This is a genomic window from Pseudomonas sp. BIGb0558 (assembly GCF_024807515.1).
Lineage (GTDB): Bacteria > Pseudomonadota > Gammaproteobacteria > Pseudomonadales > Pseudomonadaceae > Aquipseudomonas > Aquipseudomonas yamanorum_A.
This window is the reverse complement of the sequence record NZ_JANUEW010000012.1, coordinates 123,704-138,451: the sequence shown is the minus strand read 5'-3', so window position 1 is coordinate 138,451 and position 14,748 is coordinate 123,704. Positions and strand designations below refer to the sequence as shown.

General features: G+C 63.0%; 19 protein-coding genes. 9 read left to right on the top strand and 10 right to left on the bottom strand.

Going from position 1 to position 14,748, the window contains the following annotated elements; genetic code table 11:
* The first annotated feature begins 1 nt into the window (after position 1).
* The 3 genes from M2400_RS16835 (at position 2) to M2400_RS16825 (ending at position 1,844) form a co-directional block, all read left to right on the top strand.
* Entirely contained in the window at positions 2-430 is a 429-nt protein-coding gene (locus tag M2400_RS16835) for an Sbal_3080 family lipoprotein (RefSeq protein WP_177044003.1), read from the top strand.
* 35 nt (positions 431-465) lie between these two features.
* A complete protein-coding gene (locus tag M2400_RS16830; protein ID WP_218171048.1) occupies positions 466-855 on the top strand; it encodes a DUF2846 domain-containing protein in 390 nt (129 codons plus the stop codon).
* A 125-nt stretch (positions 856-980) separates the two neighbouring features.
* A complete protein-coding gene (locus tag M2400_RS16825) occupies positions 981-1,844 on the top strand; it encodes a DNA/RNA non-specific endonuclease (RefSeq protein ID WP_177044002.1) in 864 nt (287 codons plus the stop codon).
* Between the two features lie 19 nt (positions 1,845-1,863).
* Here the strand turns inward: M2400_RS16825 and M2400_RS16820 are convergent, their stop codons facing one another.
* From M2400_RS16820 to M2400_RS16790, 7 genes are all read right to left on the bottom strand, one after another.
* Positions 1,864-2,043 carry a DUF1289 domain-containing protein gene (locus M2400_RS16820; RefSeq protein ID WP_177044001.1) on the bottom strand — a complete coding sequence of 60 codons (180 nt, stop codon included), beginning with the start codon at positions 2,041-2,043 and terminating at the stop codon, positions 1,864-1,866.
* Between the two features lie 4 nt (positions 2,044-2,047).
* Positions 2,048-2,419, bottom strand: a complete 372-nt coding sequence (locus M2400_RS16815; protein ID WP_259197279.1) for a hypothetical protein — start codon at positions 2,417-2,419, stop codon at positions 2,048-2,050.
* A gap of 772 nt (positions 2,420-3,191) precedes the next feature.
* Positions 3,192-4,406 (bottom strand): MFS transporter, encoded by a 1,215-nt coding sequence (locus M2400_RS16810; RefSeq protein WP_177043999.1) that lies wholly within the window; start codon positions 4,404-4,406, stop codon positions 3,192-3,194.
* 5 nt (positions 4,407-4,411) lie between these two features.
* On the bottom strand, positions 4,412-4,741 hold the full coding sequence (locus tag M2400_RS16805; RefSeq protein WP_177121342.1) for a hypothetical protein: 330 nt from the start codon (positions 4,739-4,741) through the stop codon (positions 4,412-4,414).
* A gap of 2 nt (positions 4,742-4,743) precedes the next feature.
* Entirely contained in the window at positions 4,744-5,307 is a 564-nt protein-coding gene (locus tag M2400_RS16800; RefSeq protein ID WP_259197280.1) for an isochorismatase family protein, read from the bottom strand.
* 28 nt (positions 5,308-5,335) lie between these two features.
* Complete coding sequence (locus tag M2400_RS16795; RefSeq protein WP_177132080.1) at positions 5,336-5,788, bottom strand: MarR family winged helix-turn-helix transcriptional regulator; 453 nt, start codon at positions 5,786-5,788, stop codon at positions 5,336-5,338.
* A gap of 73 nt (positions 5,789-5,861) precedes the next feature.
* Positions 5,862-6,668: a helix-turn-helix domain-containing protein gene (locus tag M2400_RS16790; RefSeq protein WP_177121341.1), complete on the bottom strand. Its 807-nt coding sequence runs from the start codon at positions 6,666-6,668 to the stop codon at positions 5,862-5,864.
* 123 nt (positions 6,669-6,791) lie between these two features.
* On the opposite strand from M2400_RS16790, the gene M2400_RS16785 reads away from it, so the two are divergent.
* Positions 6,792-7,718 (top strand): DMT family transporter, encoded by a 927-nt coding sequence (locus M2400_RS16785; RefSeq protein WP_259197281.1) that lies wholly within the window; start codon positions 6,792-6,794, stop codon positions 7,716-7,718.
* Positions 7,719-7,774: 56 nt separating this feature from the next.
* On the top strand, positions 7,775-8,884 hold the full coding sequence (locus M2400_RS16780; protein WP_259197282.1) for a low specificity L-threonine aldolase: 1,110 nt from the start codon (positions 7,775-7,777) through the stop codon (positions 8,882-8,884).
* Between the two features lie 2 nt (positions 8,885-8,886).
* On the opposite strand, the gene M2400_RS16775 is transcribed toward M2400_RS16780, so the two are convergent.
* Entirely contained in the window at positions 8,887-9,894 is a 1,008-nt protein-coding gene (locus M2400_RS16775) for an AraC family transcriptional regulator (protein ID WP_259197345.1), read from the bottom strand.
* A gap of 65 nt (positions 9,895-9,959) precedes the next feature.
* Here M2400_RS16775 and M2400_RS16770 point away from each other — a divergent pair, with 65 nt between their 5' ends.
* The gene (locus M2400_RS16770; protein ID WP_259197283.1) at positions 9,960-11,177 is read left to right on the top strand and encodes an MFS transporter; all 1,218 of its coding nucleotides are present in this window, start codon (positions 9,960-9,962) and stop codon (positions 11,175-11,177) included.
* Between the two features lie 191 nt (positions 11,178-11,368).
* The gene (locus M2400_RS16765) at positions 11,369-11,869 is read left to right on the top strand and encodes a DUF2867 domain-containing protein (protein WP_259197284.1); all 501 of its coding nucleotides are present in this window, start codon (positions 11,369-11,371) and stop codon (positions 11,867-11,869) included.
* A 6-nt stretch (positions 11,870-11,875) separates the two neighbouring features.
* Here M2400_RS16765 and M2400_RS16760 read toward each other — a convergent pair whose 3' ends face one another.
* On the bottom strand, positions 11,876-12,400 hold the full coding sequence (locus M2400_RS16760) for a GNAT family N-acetyltransferase (protein ID WP_259197285.1): 525 nt from the start codon (positions 12,398-12,400) through the stop codon (positions 11,876-11,878).
* Between the two features lie 120 nt (positions 12,401-12,520).
* On the opposite strand from M2400_RS16760, the gene M2400_RS16755 reads away from it, so the two are divergent.
* Together M2400_RS16755 and M2400_RS16750 are read left to right on the top strand one after the other, a co-directional pair.
* The gene (locus M2400_RS16755) at positions 12,521-13,648 is read left to right on the top strand and encodes a saccharopine dehydrogenase family protein (RefSeq protein ID WP_259197286.1); all 1,128 of its coding nucleotides are present in this window, start codon (positions 12,521-12,523) and stop codon (positions 13,646-13,648) included.
* A 3-nt stretch (positions 13,649-13,651) separates the two neighbouring features.
* Positions 13,652-14,143 (top strand): DUF2269 domain-containing protein, encoded by a 492-nt coding sequence (locus M2400_RS16750; protein ID WP_177043989.1) that lies wholly within the window; start codon positions 13,652-13,654, stop codon positions 14,141-14,143.
* A gap of 139 nt (positions 14,144-14,282) precedes the next feature.
* Here the strand turns inward: M2400_RS16750 and M2400_RS16745 are convergent, their stop codons facing one another.
* The gene (locus tag M2400_RS16745) at positions 14,283-14,735 is read right to left on the bottom strand and encodes a thiol-disulfide oxidoreductase DCC family protein (RefSeq protein ID WP_177121335.1); all 453 of its coding nucleotides are present in this window, start codon (positions 14,733-14,735) and stop codon (positions 14,283-14,285) included.
* Positions 14,736-14,748 lie beyond the last annotated feature (13 nt).

The window sequence follows — 14,748 nt, the reverse complement described above, 5'->3', positions numbered from 1 at the left end:
CATGCTGTCCAGAGCCCTTACGGCAGGCCTTCTACTGGCCTTGGCCGGGTGTACAAACGTCAAGGTTGACCCTGTCGCGCCTCAATACAAAATCTCCCAGCTGTGCATCGAAGAGAACCCCAAGGTCGTGGTAGGGGATTTTGTCGATGGCCTGCAAACGCTGCTGCGCAAACACCACATTGAGAGCCGGCTGTATGCCGCGCCGGTGCCGGGCAACTGTGAATACCGCCTGACCTACACCGCCATTCGTTCCTGGGACTTTTCTGCCTACCTGTCCGATGCCAGCGTGCAGCTCTACAAAGGCGAGCAGTCCATTGGCGTTGCGCACTACAACCTGACGGGCGAGGGGGGCTTCGACTTGTCGAAATACAAGACGGTCGAGGAAAAAATGGCGCCGGTGATCAACCAGCTATTGGGGCAGGCCAAGTGAGCAGATTCATCAAAAGTATCGCGGTCCTGTTGCTCATGCTGCTGACCGGGTGTGGTCATACCAGCACCAGCCAACCTTACTTCGAACCTCCGGCGCCGCCTGCGGGCAAGGCGCTGGTTTACATGATGCGGACCCAGGTTATCCAGGGCAGCTTCTATGACAGCGTGTTCAGTATCGACGACAGCGCAATCGTGGGGCTGAGCAGCGAGACCTATTCCTGGGTGCTGGTCAGCCCGGGCGTGCACAAGGTGTCTGCCGGACAACGTCCGAATGCCCGGAACGTATTCCTGATGCTGTCGGTTGAGCCGGGTAAGGAATACTTCGTTGAGTACACCCAGGAGAACATGTTCGAGAAGATTCGCAAGCGGGAGGCGAACGAAGGGAAAACCATGGTGCGCGGGTATTCATATATACCGGTGAAGTAACGGTACCCGGCAACTAATGTGATGGGTGACGGTCAATAACCCCCGCACGACTGTTAGCGGTCGTGTGGCTCGGAATAGAGCCTCGCGGTACGTTTTTTCCTCCCTCCCATTTGAAGATTTAACCCATGCACCTTCGCAAAATTGCAGTTGGGCTGTCGGCCCTTGTTTTGCTCTCCACCGGGGCACAAGCCCGTGGCCTGCTGGACCTCATCACGCCGCACCCGCAACACACTTCCCGCTCGGGCTCCATTGGCCAGGGCGCGGCCCTGGATCTCTATTCGAGCCAACAGAAAAAGCCGTCGTTCGACAGTTGCGCCGACCTGTTCCCGGCCAGGCAACCCATCAACACCGCCACCGTGCCAGCCACCATGAAACCCCTGGCGCTGTGCTCCGATAATTTTGCGGTGCTGTATTCGCAAACCAGCAAGACCCCGCTGGTGGTGGTCGAGCGCCTGAACGCCGGCCAGTTGCAGGACGCCAAAGGCGAGGAGCGCACCAACCAGTTCTACCCGGACCCGCGCATTCCCAAGGGCGCACGGGCCGAGTTGAGTGACTACCGTGGCCAACACCCGGCCGTGGACCGCGGCCATCAATCCCCGGCCGCCGATGCGCCGAGCACCAACGCCATGGCCCAATCCTTCGCGTTGTCGAACATGGTGCCCCAGGACCCCACCAACAACCGCAAGATCTGGAGCAAGGTCGAGGCGGACGTGCGCAAGTTTGCCAAGCGTGCCGACGGCAATGTCTTCGTGTTCACCGGCCCGCTGTTTGACCCGGGCTACAGCACCATCGGCGACAACAAGGTGTGGGTGCCGACCCGCCTGTTCAAGCTGGTGTACGACGTATCGTCCCAGCGCGCCTGGGCCTACGTATTGCCCAACGCTGAAACCCGCATCGAGAAGCCGATGGACTACGCGACGTTCGTGAAGACCACCGGGCTCAAGCTGTTGGGGAACCTGCCGGTGACGGGCTCGGTGGGGCGTACGTGATGGCTTGAATCTGAGGGGCTCACTTGGCCTTTTTCAACGTCTTCAAGCGCAATGTTGCACGCTGCACAGCGGCCATCTTCTCTGGCCGCTTCATCTTTTTCCATTTGCGGATGTCGTCCTTGGTGCGTCCACAACTCACGCACAGCTCACCGCTGAGCTGGCAGGTTGAGACACATGGATTCTCGATATCTTTAGCCAAGGCTTCACCCCTTTGCGGCATACAGTCTGGCCACGCGCAGACGCCAATCGCCGCCATGCTGGAGGCGGCATTCTTCTTCGGAGTCGAAGCGAACATAGCGCTCCGAAGCGGGGCGATCCACGCCGGCGTCTTCCAGTGCCGTGGCGGTCAGCTCGCGCATACGCCCGTCCAGTCCCGTTGAAAGGGCCAGCTCCTTGTTCGCCCGGGTATCAAATACCCAGACCACCCGAAGGCTTTGTGCGAAGGCTGCGTAATCGACTTCGTGGGTCAGCCAGTCGAAGCCGGTGATTTCGGCCTTGGCGATTTCACAGGCTTCGGTCAGGGTCGTGACCAGGCGACGTTCGATCCGGGCGCTGTCGCGTTTGGTTGAAGGCATGACGATTCCTAGGGCGGGGAGGATAGGGATGATACGCGAGAGAACCAGTGTGGGAGCTGTCGAGCTTCAGCGAGGCTGCGATGGCGGACTGGCAGGCGACATCTTTATCGCCTGACAGGGCCTCTTCGCAGCCTCGCTGAAGCTCGACAGCTCCTACGCACAGACATCAGCGGGAAAGGGACGTTTGGCCGCAGCCTCGTCAGCCAGGCGGGCACATTGTTCAAGGCTGCGAAGATCAACTGTGGGAGCTGTCGAGCTTTAGCGAGGCTGCGATGGCGGACTGGCAGGCGACATCTCTATCGTCTGACAGGGCCTCTTCGCAGCCTCGCTGAAGCTCGACAGCTCCTACGCAGGATTGTTGGCGCGCGCGATCTCTTGAGTCACAGACATCAGCCGAAAGGTACGTTTGGCCGCAGCCTCGTCAGCCAGACGGGCACATTGCTCAAGGCTGCGAAGATCAACTGTGGGAGCTGTCGAGCTTTAGCGAGGCTGCGATGGCGGACTGGCAGGCGACATCTTTATCGTCTGACAGGGCCTCTTCGCAGCCTCGCTGAAGCTCGACAGCTCCTACGCACAGACATCAGCGGGAAAGGTACGTTTGGCCGCAGCCTCGTCAGCCAGGCGGGCACGCTGTTCAAGGCTGCGAAGATCAACTGTGGGAGCTGTCGAGCTTTAGCGAGGCTGCGATGGCGGATTGGCAGGCGACATCTCTATCGTCTGACAGGGCCTCTTCGCAGCCTCGCTTAAGCTCGACAGCTCCTACGCTGGACGGTCAGATCTCTTTGGGCCGATCCAGTTTGCGCGTCATGGTGTAGATCGCCACCCCGGCCGCCAGGAGGCCTGAGGCTGCGCCGACCGCCAGTGCCCAGCGTGGGCCCAGATGGTCGGCCACCCAACCCACAATCGGTGCTCCAATCGGTGTGCCGCCCAGCGCCACGCCCACCCGCAGGGCGATCACCCGGCCGCGCATGGACGGTTCGGTGGTGAGTTGCATCAGGCTGTTGGTGGTGTTGCTGAAGGTCAGGGCGCCCACGCCGATGATCACCAGTGCCCCGGCGAACAGCCAATAGTTCGGAGCAATCGCCGCCAGTGTGCAACCCACCCCGAACACCAGTGCGCCGATCAGCAGCGCCTTGAAGTGCGGCCGCTCGCGACCGGCGGCGAGTAGCGCTCCGGCCACGGTGCCGATGGCCAGGGTCGACGTCAGCAGCCCATAACCACGGGCATCGGCGTGGAACACGGTGACGGCCATGGTCGAGATGAATATCGGAAAGTTCATGCCGAAGGTGCCGATCAAGAACAGCATGATCAGGATCGCCATCAGGTCCGGCCGTGCCCACACATAACGCAAGCCCTCGGTGAGGCTGCCCTTGGTGCGCAATGCCCGCAGGCTGGTGTGCAGGCCCGAAACCCGCAGCAGGAACAGCGAGGCCAGCACCGCGAAAAAGCTCGCGCCATTGAGCAGGAAGGCCCAGCCGGTGCCCACCGACGCGATGGTCACGCCGGCCACCGCCGGGCCAATCATGCGGGCCATGTTGAATGAGGTGGAATTGAGCGCGATGGCATTGGACAGGTCCGCTTCGCCCACCAGCTCCGCCACGAAAATCTGCCGCACCGGCGCGTCGAACGCCGAGGCGCAGCCGGACAAGAACGCGAACAGATACACATGCCACAACTGGACAAAACCGGTGAGGGTAAACACCCCCAGCATCAGCGCCAGCACGCCCATCACACCCTGGGTGACCATCAGCAGCTTGCGCTTGTCGTAGTGGTCGGCCGCAAAGCCGGTCCAGGGCAGCAACAGCAATTGCGGCCCGAACTGCAACGCCATGACGATGCCGACGGCCGAGGCGTTATGCGGCGTGAGTTGGGTCAGCACCAGCCAGTCCTGGGCCGTGCGTTGCATCCAGGTGCCGATATTCGACACCAGTGCACCGACGGCCCAGATGCGGTAGTTGACGCTGCGCAGCGAGCGGAAAATGCCCATCGAACTCACACCGGCCTTGAAGGATTACCACCGTTGAAGCGCCCGAAATGCTGCGCCAGGAACACACTCAGGGCCAATGCCCCAAGCCCGAGGGCGAGCACATCAGCGGTGCTTTCGAGCGCGAAATCCCCGACCCGGCAGACCAGCACGTAGCCGATCGCCAGGTTGAAAAATCCCCAGAACACATTCAGCGTCGAGGACGACCGACCTTGCCCGCGAGGCTTGGCAAACGGCGTCTGGAAGGCCTGGCCCATCACGCCGGCGACGCAATGCGGCACCGCGTTGGCGAGGAACACACCGCCGAAGAAGTAAGACACCAGCTCATGCCACTGCATGGTCACGCACCTCTCGTTTCAAGCAAACCGATGATGTCTTGCGCCGTGCCGGTTTCCCCCAGCTTCGGGAACACCTGATGCAGGCTGTAGTGGTGCGCCTCGGGGTTTGCGTCAGTCATGGCGTCGATGGCCAGGGTCACGTTGAAACCCGCTTCATAGGCCTGGCGCGCGGTGGACTCCACGCCGGTGCCGGTGGCCACTCCGGTGATCACCACCTGGGTGACGCCGAGGGCCTTCAACTGCGACTCGAGGTCGGTGCTGGCGAAGGCGCCCCAGGTGCGTTTGGTCACCAGGATGTCGCCGGGTTGCTGATTGAGTGCGGGCAGCAGGTCGGCCCATCCCGCCGGAAATACATCGCTGCGCCGTGGCCGCTCGGTGCGCCCGGGGGCAAAGCCTGTGACGTTGACCAGCACCACCGGCAAGCTGCGTTCACGGAAGGCGTCGAGCAGTGCGCGGGAGCGCTCCACCACATCGCCGATCGGGTGGATGAGCGGGTATTCGGCGATGCCTTTTTGCAGGTCCACGATGATCAGCGCGGTGTTGGGATCCAGCGAGGTGACGGCCATGGGATGTCCTCAAACGGGAAGGGGTGGTTCAAAAGTCAGCGAGGCGCTCCAGCAGCTTTACTGCCGCCGCAAGTTCGGCCTGCTCTTCGGCAGACAGTTGCTCTTGCAGCGCCCGCAGCAGCCAATCGTCCTTGGCTGCCCGGCTGGCGATGAGGTGTTTGCGAAAGGCGGGTGTCAGGTCGATCAGGGTTTGTCGGCCGTCGCTGGGGTCGGGTTTGCCGGTGACGGCTTTCATCGTCTCCAGCCCGGCCACGGTGATGCGCATGGACTGCGGGCGCACGCTCTCGGCCCGGGCCAGGGCCGAGACGGTGCTGGGCCCGTCACGGTCCAGGCGCAGCAGCACCGACTTCTGGGCCGAGGTGAAATCATTCGGATGGGTTTGTTCCCGCAGCCGGCGTATCAGCTTGCCCAGAGAGATGCGCAGCTCGGCGGCCAGGGCCGCGGCGGATTGGGTTTCTGAAGTGTTGGTAGATGCGTTCATGCCCGGACACTAGCATGCGTGCAGGAAAACTGTACAGTTTAGCTGTATGAAATTTTTGTCAGAAAACCCGGCATCAACCTTCCTTGACTGAGCCTAATTTTGCCTTGCGATACTCATCGGGTGTCTCGCCCGTGAGCTTGCGGAACATGCTGATAAAGGCCGAAGAACTGCTGTAGCCCAGGTCAAGCGCGATGGTCTCGACGGTGGCGCCACTTCGCAACAGGCTCAGCGAGTGCATCACCTTGAGCCGTTGTTTCCAGTGGTTCAGCGACATCCCCAGGTCACGCTGGCAGCGTCGCAGCAGCGTGCGTTCGGTGGCGTTGACCAGGCGCGCCCAGTCGGCCAGGGAGCGGGCGTCTGCCGGGTTCTGTTCCAGGGCTTCCAGAATGGGCGACAACACCGGGTCATTGGAGCCGGGCAGGTAGGAGCCGACCCGCGACGTTTGATTCAGCTTGTCCAGCAGCACGTAGAGCAGGCGGCTGTCTTCCTCGGTTTGCACCGGCGCGGGCGGTGAGGCCCGCAGGTCGTCGAGCAGGGCGCGGATCAACGGGGTGATCGTCAACGCACACGCGGTGTCCGGCAAGTGCTCGCACAAGGGCTGCGCGATATACAGCGAAGAGTGATAAGCCTCCTGGCGATTGAGCGCCAGGTGCTCGGCCTCGGGCGGCAGCCACAGGCCAAATTGCGGCGGCACGATGAAGTGCTCGTCAGCCAGCTTGATCTCCATCACGCCGCTGAACGAATACACAAATTCGCCCCACGGATGCCGGTGCCACGGGTAGGTGGTCAAGGCCTGCATCTGCGCGGCGCGAAAGTACAGCGGTGCCGGCAGCTCATCAGTGAAAGGCGCAACGACCCGGTGGGCAAATGGCTTGTTCATGAGGATCACGCAACGAGGCTGGTCGAATGGCTATTGTGCGCTATCGCTTGTCGTTTTGGCGCTATATCCAGCGGTTCCGCAGATCGCAGACTCCGCTCATACAAACGTGGGTGGGAGAGTGTCGTGGATAAGCGTCAGCCGATTGATGGGCCCGCAGCGGTCACCATGACGGTGATGTGCGCCATCTGGGGGCTTCAGCAAGTGGCGATCAAGGTCGCCGCGCCGGATATTGCGCCGATCTTCCAGATCGCCCTGCGCTCCGGCATTGCGGCGGTGCTGGTGGGCCTGATCCTGGTCCTGCGCCGAAACAGGATGACCTTGAACCTCGACACCTGGCGCGGCGGGCTGCTGGTGGGCGTGCTGTTTGCCCTGGAGTACGTGGCCGTCGGCGAGGGGCTGCGCTATACGTCGGCCTCGCACATGGTGATTTTCCTGTACACGGCGCCGATCTTTGCGGCCATCGGTTTGCACGTCCGGTTCCCCAGTGAGCGCCTGACGGCGGTGCAGTGGGGCGGAATATTACTGGCGTTTGCGGGCGTGATCGTCGCGTTTTTTGCACCCGGTGAAAGCAGTGCCTCGATGGCCGATCAACGGCTGGGCGATGCGCTGGGCTTGCTGGGCGCTGCGGCGTGGGGCGCGACCACGGTCACCATTCGCTGCTCGCGGCTGGCCGAGGCACCGGCGCCACTGACCTTGTTCTATCAGCTCGCCGGGGCGTTTGTGATCCTGGCTGCATTGGCGTGGGCCACCGGACAAACCGGGGTGCATTTTTCGGCCATCACCGTCGCCAGCCTGGCGTTCCAGACGGTGGTGTTCTCGTTCCTGAGCCTGCTGGTGTGGTTCTGGATGCTGGGGCGTTACCTGGGCTCGCGCCTCGGTGTGCTGTCGTTCATGACGCCGTTGTTTGGCGTGGTGTTCGGCGTGTGGTTGCTGGACGAGACGTTGCAGTCATCGTTCATTGTGGGTTCGGTGTTGGTGCTGGTGGGGATTGTGGTGGTGAGTGGGCATGATCTTTTCAGGTTGCGCATGGCCAGGCTCGTCAAGGACTGATACGTTCACGGGCCGGATATTCCTGAACCTACTTTCTCCTGCACAGGCGCTCTACCGTGATACCAAACACTGATGAAGAACGCCGCCAACTCAAGTCGGCCTGCACGGCCGAGATCAGCGGGTTTGCAGAGCCCACGCCTGCCCAGTGGTTCCAGGAAATGGCGGATTGGGCCCAGGCCAACCATGTGTCCCATGACCATTATGGCGGCGGGGCGCTGATCGAAGGCTTTGAAGCCAAGGTCGCCGAACTGCTGGGCAAGCCCGCTGCGGTATTCATGCCCAGCGGGGTGATGGCGCAACTGATTGCGGTCAACCTCTGGAGCGAACGACGCCGGCTGCCGCGTTTCGGGATCCATGCCTCGTCTCATTTGCAGCTGCACGAAGAGCAAGCGTTTCAGGCCTTGCTGCACTTGCATGGGGTGATCGTGGGTCACCGCTTGCGACCGATCGTTGCCGACGACCTGACAGCGGTGGCCGAGCCACTGAGCTGCCTGGTGGTGGAGCTACCGGCCCGCGAGATCGGCGGGCAGTTGCCCGAATGGGACGAATTGGAGGCCCTGAAGGCCGCCGCTGCGGCCTCGGGTACACCGCTGCACATGGACGGGGCTCGCCTGTGGGAAACCCGGGCCTTCTACCAGCGCCCCTACGCCGAAATCGTTGAAGGTTTCTCCTCCGTGTATGTCTCGGCCTACAAGGGCCTCGGTGGCATCGCCGGCTCGCTGCTGGCGGGCGATACCGACTTTATCCAACAGGCACGCCTGTGGCGCCAAAGGATGGGCGGCACCTTGATCAAGCAGAGCCCCATGGTGGTCTCGGCGGCCATGCGCTTCGATCACCGCCTGGGGATGCTGGAGGCCTGCTATCAACGCACCCTGAGCCTGGCGACCTGCCTGCAGGCGATTCCCGGTATTCGCCTTCTGCCGCGCACGCCTCAGGTGAACATGCTCCACCTGTTTTTCGACGCAGACCGGGCGGCACTGCTCAACGCCCGCGACGAGATTGCCAGAGAGCACGGGTGTTGGCTGTTCACAAACCTGGAACCCACAGACGTGCCGGGGTGGTGCAAGACCGAGTGTTATGTCGGTGACCGGTTGTTGGGCGTGGAGGATGAGCGGGTTGTGCAACTGTTCACGGACTTGATGCGGCTAGCGGCTCAAGCCGTCTGACATCAAGCCGGCGCGGGGCTGGCCGGTCGCCGGCTGGCCCCTGGCGGCTGCCCGGTAACTCGCTTGAACGCCCGGCTGAACGCCGCCTGGGAGTTATAGCCAAGGCGCTGCGCCACGGTTTCGATCGGCAACCGCTCCAGCGTCAGCCACTGGCTGGCCAGGCGCATCCGCAGTTCGGTGGCATAGCGCAGCGGCGGTATGCCGAGCGTGGTTTGAAAGTGCTGGGCGAACACCGAGCGCGAGGTATGACACTGCGCTGCCAGTTCCTCCACCGTCCAATCGCGCCCAGGCTGTTGGTGCAACGCCAGCAAGGCCTTGGCCAGGCGCGGGTCGCGCAGCGCGGCCACCAGGCCCGAGGCATTTCCGCAGGCGCATTCAACCCAGCCGCGAACCACCATCGCCGCCACCACGTCCGCCAGCCGCGCAAGAATGCCGGCGAAGCCGATGCGGGCGCTGCTGACTTCACGCTCCATGGCGGCCAGGATCGGCATCAGCCCCGGATAGCGTTGGCCCTTGGCGTCGATCAGCATCAGGTCCGGCATCAGGCGGCCAAGGCCGTGCAAACTGCCCAGCTCAAACTCCATGCAGCCGCTGAAGAGCAGGGCGCTTTGAGCCACGCCCGCATCGGCCCGGGCATCCACGGCGCACACCGCATCACCGAGAGACGCGGCGTCGAAGCTGGCGATGTCCTGCACCGGCACCTCCGGGCTGGAGAGCAACTGGTGGGCGCCCCCATGGGAGATGAACACCGCGTTGCCCGGCGTCAGCTCGTACAGGGTGCCGTCCTCGGTACGCAGGGTGACGCAGCCAGCGGCGACAAGGTGAAAGTAGGCGTGCCCGGGCCTGGCCGCAAAGCCCAGGCCAAATGCCGGCCCGGCCTGGATGCGGCGGTACTCGACGCCACTCAGGCGCATGCCGCGCAGCAGCTCGTTGATAAGGTCAGAGGACGCGTCGAACGGATCGGTAGGCATCATTTCCGGGGTTTCGGTAAAGGATTCAAGATTCCGCATCATAGATCATCCTGATCGTCGCACCTAGACTTCCGGCCTCGATAACGTTTGGAGGATGCCTGGTGATGAGCAACAGAGTGTGTGATGCGGATGCCGTACCGGCGACACCCGCCTGGATGGCGGTGTTTTCGTTGGCGATGGGCGTGTTCGGCTTGCTGACGGCGGAGTACCTGCCGGCCAGCCTGCTGACGCCGATGGCGGCCGAACTCGGCGTGTCGGAAGCCTTGGCCGGGCAGGCGGTGACGGTCACGGCGGTGGTGGCGTTGTTCGCCGGGTTGCTGGTGCCGGGCCTGACCCGCGGGATCGACCGGCGTGTGGTGCTGCTGGGTTTCAGCGCGCTGATGATCTGTTCCAACCTGCTGGTGGCGGTCTCGTCGAGCCTGGCGGTGTTGCTGCTGATGCGCGTCCTGCTGGGCATCGCTCTGGGCGGCTTCTGGAGCATGGCGGCGGCGGTGGCGATGCGGCTGGTCCCGGCGGCGCTGCTGCCGCGTGCGCTGTCGATCATCTTCAGCGGGATCGCGGTGGGCACTGTCGTGGCAGTGCCGCTGGGCAGCTTTTTGGGCGGTCTTTATGGATGGCGCAGCGCGTTCCTGGCCGCTGCTGCCGTGGGCGGCGTGACCCTGGTTTTCCAGCTGTTCACATTGCCGTCGCTCGCACCCCGCAGGACTGCGCGCTTGAGGACAGTGCTGGACGTACTGCTGCGCCCGGGCATCGCCGTGGGCATGTTGGGATGTGTGCTGGTGCACACCGGGCACTTTGCGCTGTTCACCTATATCCGGCCGTTCCTGGAAAGCACCACCGGTGTCGGGGCTGAAGGGCTGGCGCTGATGCTGCTGGGCTTCGGCGTGGCGAACTTCGCCGGCACGCTGCTGGCGGGATGGCTGTTGGTCCGTCTGCCGCGCGGCACCCTGGTGCTGATGCCCGCACTGGTGGGTGTTGCGGCGCTCGCCCTGGCGCTGTTGCCGGCTAGCGTGACGGGCCAGGTGTGGCTGTTGATGCTCTGGGGCCTGGCGTTTGGCGGGGTGCCGGTGGCCTGGTCGAACTGGGTGGCGCGGGCGGTGCCCGATCAGGCCGAAAGCGCTGGCGGCATGGTGGTCGCGTCAGTGCAGTCGGCGATTGCCGCCGGGGCGGCGGCGGGGGGCGCGATGTTCAGTTTCAGGGGGATCGACGGTGTGTTTGTGGCGGCGGGGGTGTTGATGCTGCTGGCGGCGTTGTTGATTGCGTTGAAGGTGAAGGTTGAGGCGGCTCCACAGGGCGCGGAGGCGGCGGCGTTCCACCTTTGAAAAACGTTAGAGAGGAAAGCCACTCCCGAAACACGGCAAGCCTTTCCTCTCTTTACTTCAGCCTTCACGCAAAATAACCTCTGCCTCGCCGGCGCCGTCCTGCCGCCGATTTCACCTGTGTTCGAGGACCCGGACGGGAATCGTATTGATGCAGGCCAACCGCTCTAGCCGAGCGAACAGGGAAGAGACTATTGGCGATTACCCATGTTGTTCACACGCTGCGCGCACCGTCCGAACTTGATTACTACGACACCCGGTCGGTACCGCTGCCAGCTGACATCACCGCGCTGGAGGCCTGGAACATCATGACCGGCGAACCGGGGCCGTTCTTGCGCCAGGCGTTCCGAATCAGGGACGCGATTTCGTCGATGTTTGGCGTGAAGCGCATCGGCGGGTTCTCCGGCACCCGGCGCGAGACGGTGCAGGTGGGTGACCGGCTGGACTTCTTCCTGGTGGAGCACAGCGCCCGCGACATGTTGGTGCTGACCGAGCGTGACCGGCACCTGGATGTGATGATCTGTCTTGCGATCGCCGAGCGCGTGCTGACGATCACCGCATCGGTTGTCACCCACAACACCTACGGGCGCCTCTACATGCTGCCGGTTGGGCCGGCGCACAAGCTGATCGTCAATCAGCACCTGAAGCGGCTGAGGCGAAAGCTGGAAGAGCGGGCTGCAACGCCTGGCAGGTAGGGGCATTCAGGGTTCCAGGGGCGCCCGGTAAATGAGGTCGTCAAACAACTGCCCATTGATTTGATAAGCGTCGCAATGACGTTGCTCAAACAGGAAGCCGCACTTCTCAAGAAGGCGGCAAGAGGCGGCATTGCCCTCGGTCACCACGGCCATGAGCGCGTTCAGCCCGAGCGTTTCGCGGCCATACGTCATCAGCCGTTGCAGCGACTCAAAACCATAGCCTTTCCCATGATGCCCGCTGAGGAACAAGTAGCCGACTTCTGCCGTGGCATGTTCATCGGGTACTCGCTTCAATCCCGTTACCCCAACGGCACAACCGCTGTGCCGGTCGAAGACCACGAGGCATAACCAATGGCTCGCGCCTGGCAGCCATCGCGGAAGTCGGGTTTCAAATTTCTCGCGGGTTTCGGTTTCGCTGGGGACGTCGCAGACGTACTGGATTACCGACGGGTCGGTGTGCAAGGCGAGGAAAAAGTCCCAGTCGCCGGCTTCCAGTTGCCGCATATAAAGCCGCTCGGTGTATAGCTCCATTATTTGACGCTCTCGGTTGATCCTGGCTCAAGCAGTTAAACAAATCGGGTATCTTTAGCCGCCTATGGCGCCAGTCTGCCTCAGACTCGGCGCATGATCGATTGTTTAGGGAAGAATGGAATGACACTCAGGGTGATGGTGGTCGGTGGCTACGGCAACTTCGGCAGCATCGTGTGCCGGCACTTGGCGCTGGCGCCGGGCATCGAACTGGTGGTCTCGGGCCGCGACCCACACAAGTTGCAGCGCAAAGTCGATGAGTTGAAAAGCCACTCGCCCGCAGCCTGCGAAGGCTGGTGCGGCGATGCCATGGGCGCCGGGTTCGCCGCTGTTTTGCAGTCGATGAACATCCAGCTGGTGATCCACACCGGCGGCCCGTTCCAGGGGCAATCCTATGCCGTCGCCCAGAGCTGCATCGACGCAGGCGTGAACTACTGCGACCTGTCCGACTGCCGCACCTTCGTCAACGGTGTGGGCGTGCTGGATGCACAGGCCAAACTGGCGGGCGTGGCTATTCTCAGTGGCTGCAGCTCGGTACCGACGCTGTCGTCTGCGATCATCGACCAGTACCGCTATCGCTTCACGCGCATCGACTCGATCGCGCATGGCATTTCCTCTTCCGCCAAGATGCCGGGCCTCTCGACCGTCGAAGGCGTGCTGGCCTACGCGGGCAAACCGATCAAGCAACTGCGCAATGGCCAGGTGCATGAAGTGCTGGGCTGGCAGGACCTGACACTGCGCAAGCTGCCCCAGCTTGGCACACGAGTCCTGGCCAACGTGGACGTGCCCGACATGGACATCTTCGCCAGCCGCTACGGTGCCCACACCCTGAGCTTCAAGGCCGGCGCGGGGCTCAAGCTGGGCGGTGTCGCCAACGGGCTGCTGGCCCAGGCGCTGCGCATGGGCATCGTGCGCGACCACGTCGCCTGGGCCGCACGCTTGCACCGGCTGGGTACCTGGTTCGAGCGCTTCGGCGATGGCAAAAGCGCGATGTACATCGACGTACACGGCCTCGGCACAGACGGGCAACCGCTGTCCCTGGCGGTGCAACTCACGGCCCTGAATGACAAAGGCCCGGAAATCCCCAGCTGCGCCGCCGTGGCCCTCGCCATCAAAATTGCCCGAGGCTACGTGCCAGAACCCGGCGCGCGGCCATGCGTGGGTGAAATCACCGTCGACGAATACATGGCCGCCATCAACGACCCGGCGAACCTGAGCCTGAGCGTGCAGTTCTCCGACGGGCAGGGCTGACCCATGCTCTATCTGGGCTTGAAGTACATCCACATCCTCGCGGCGATTTTTCTGTTCGGCTTCGGCATGGGCTCGTACCTGTACCTGATTGCCGCCAGCCGTACGGCCAACCCGCAGGTGATCGCCCATGTGGCGCGGATGGTGGTGCGGTTCGATACCTGGATTACCACCCCGGCGGGTTTTATCCAGATCATCACGGGCTTCCTGCTGATCAGGCTTGCCGGGCTGCCATTGACCACGGAATGGGTGCTGACCTCGCTGATCATCTTCCTGTGCGTGGGGGCGCTGTGGCTGCCGGTGCTGGTGTTGCAGAAGCGTTTGCAGCAGATGGCGTTGAGTGCGGTTGAGACGGGCAGGGCGCTTGATGATGGATACGCCGGTGTTTACCGCAAATGGTTCTGGATGGGTGTTTTCGGGTTCTTGGGGATGTTTGTGATCGTGATGATCATGGTGACGAAGATGACGCCGTGGCAGTTGGTTGGGCTGCTGGTATAAAAGGGCTGGATAAGATTACGTTCCAGCCCTGGTATTCCACGCCACCCCACACAACGCCAACCCCGCCACATTCAGCGACACCGGATTAAACGCCTCCCTGAGCATCTCCGGGCGATCCAGTTGATGCGCGCCAGGGCGTTCATGGCTGGGCCTTCAAAAAGCGCTGTTCATGATCGGGATCCGGCAACAGGCAGGTGTCGTACTTTCCGAAGAGCCGATAGCGATTGCGCGCGATGCGGTCGTACGCCCAGTCCCGAAGGACACGCGGGACTGCGCGCAGCACCAGCAATGGGCGCCAGCGGGCCGGCAGTTGCGCGATGATTTCGAACACCGCCTCCGAACGCGCCCAACAGCGCCGGTCGCGGATCACGGCGAGGGTGTCGAACTGATCCAGCGGCAATCCGGCCCAGGCCAGCAGCGCCTGGCCCTCGGGCGATTGCACCGCCGCCAACCGCACGCGGTGGTCGCGGTCATGGCGAATCAGGAACCTTGCCCAGCCGTTGCACAGCTTGCACACGCCATCGAACAACACCACGGTTTCACCGGGCTTGAGGAGCGGCGCGGGGGTAGGGCGGGTTTGGGAGGCGGGCATGAGGGTGGGTCCA

Bases quoted from the DNA above. Each gene is read 5' to 3' on its own strand.
- M2400_RS16745 (WP_177121335.1), bottom strand. From the start codon at position 14,735: ATGCCCGCCTCCCAAACCCGCCCTACCCCCGCGCCGCTCCTCAAGCCC.
- M2400_RS16795 (WP_177132080.1), bottom strand. From the start codon at position 5,788: ATGAACGCATCTACCAACACTTCAGAAACCCAATCCGCCGCGGCCCTG.
- M2400_RS16760 (WP_259197285.1), bottom strand. From the start codon at position 12,400: ATGGAGCTATACACCGAGCGGCTTTATATGCGGCAACTGGAAGCCGGC.
- M2400_RS16815 (WP_259197279.1), bottom strand. From the start codon at position 2,419: ATGCCTTCAACCAAACGCGACAGCGCCCGGATCGAACGTCGCCTGGTC.
- M2400_RS16810 (WP_177043999.1), bottom strand. From the start codon at position 4,406: ATGGGCATTTTCCGCTCGCTGCGCAGCGTCAACTACCGCATCTGGGCC.
- M2400_RS16800 (WP_259197280.1), bottom strand. From the start codon at position 5,307: ATGGCCGTCACCTCGCTGGATCCCAACACCGCGCTGATCATCGTGGAC.
- M2400_RS16835 (WP_177044003.1), top strand. From the start codon at position 2: ATGCTGTCCAGAGCCCTTACGGCAGGCCTTCTACTGGCCTTGGCCGGG.
- M2400_RS16775 (WP_259197345.1), bottom strand. From the start codon at position 9,894: ATGCGGAATCTTGAATCCTTTACCGAAACCCCGGAAATGATGCCTACC.
- M2400_RS16805 (WP_177121342.1), bottom strand. From the start codon at position 4,741: ATGCAGTGGCATGAGCTGGTGTCTTACTTCTTCGGCGGTGTGTTCCTC.
- M2400_RS16755 (WP_259197286.1), top strand. From the start codon at position 12,521: ATGACACTCAGGGTGATGGTGGTCGGTGGCTACGGCAACTTCGGCAGC.
- M2400_RS16830 (WP_218171048.1), top strand. From the start codon at position 466: ATGCTGCTGACCGGGTGTGGTCATACCAGCACCAGCCAACCTTACTTC.
- M2400_RS16750 (WP_177043989.1), top strand. From the start codon at position 13,652: ATGCTCTATCTGGGCTTGAAGTACATCCACATCCTCGCGGCGATTTTT.
- M2400_RS16790 (WP_177121341.1), bottom strand. From the start codon at position 6,668: ATGAACAAGCCATTTGCCCACCGGGTCGTTGCGCCTTTCACTGATGAG.
- M2400_RS16770 (WP_259197283.1), top strand. From the start codon at position 9,960: ATGAGCAACAGAGTGTGTGATGCGGATGCCGTACCGGCGACACCCGCC.
- M2400_RS16825 (WP_177044002.1), top strand. From the start codon at position 981: ATGCACCTTCGCAAAATTGCAGTTGGGCTGTCGGCCCTTGTTTTGCTC.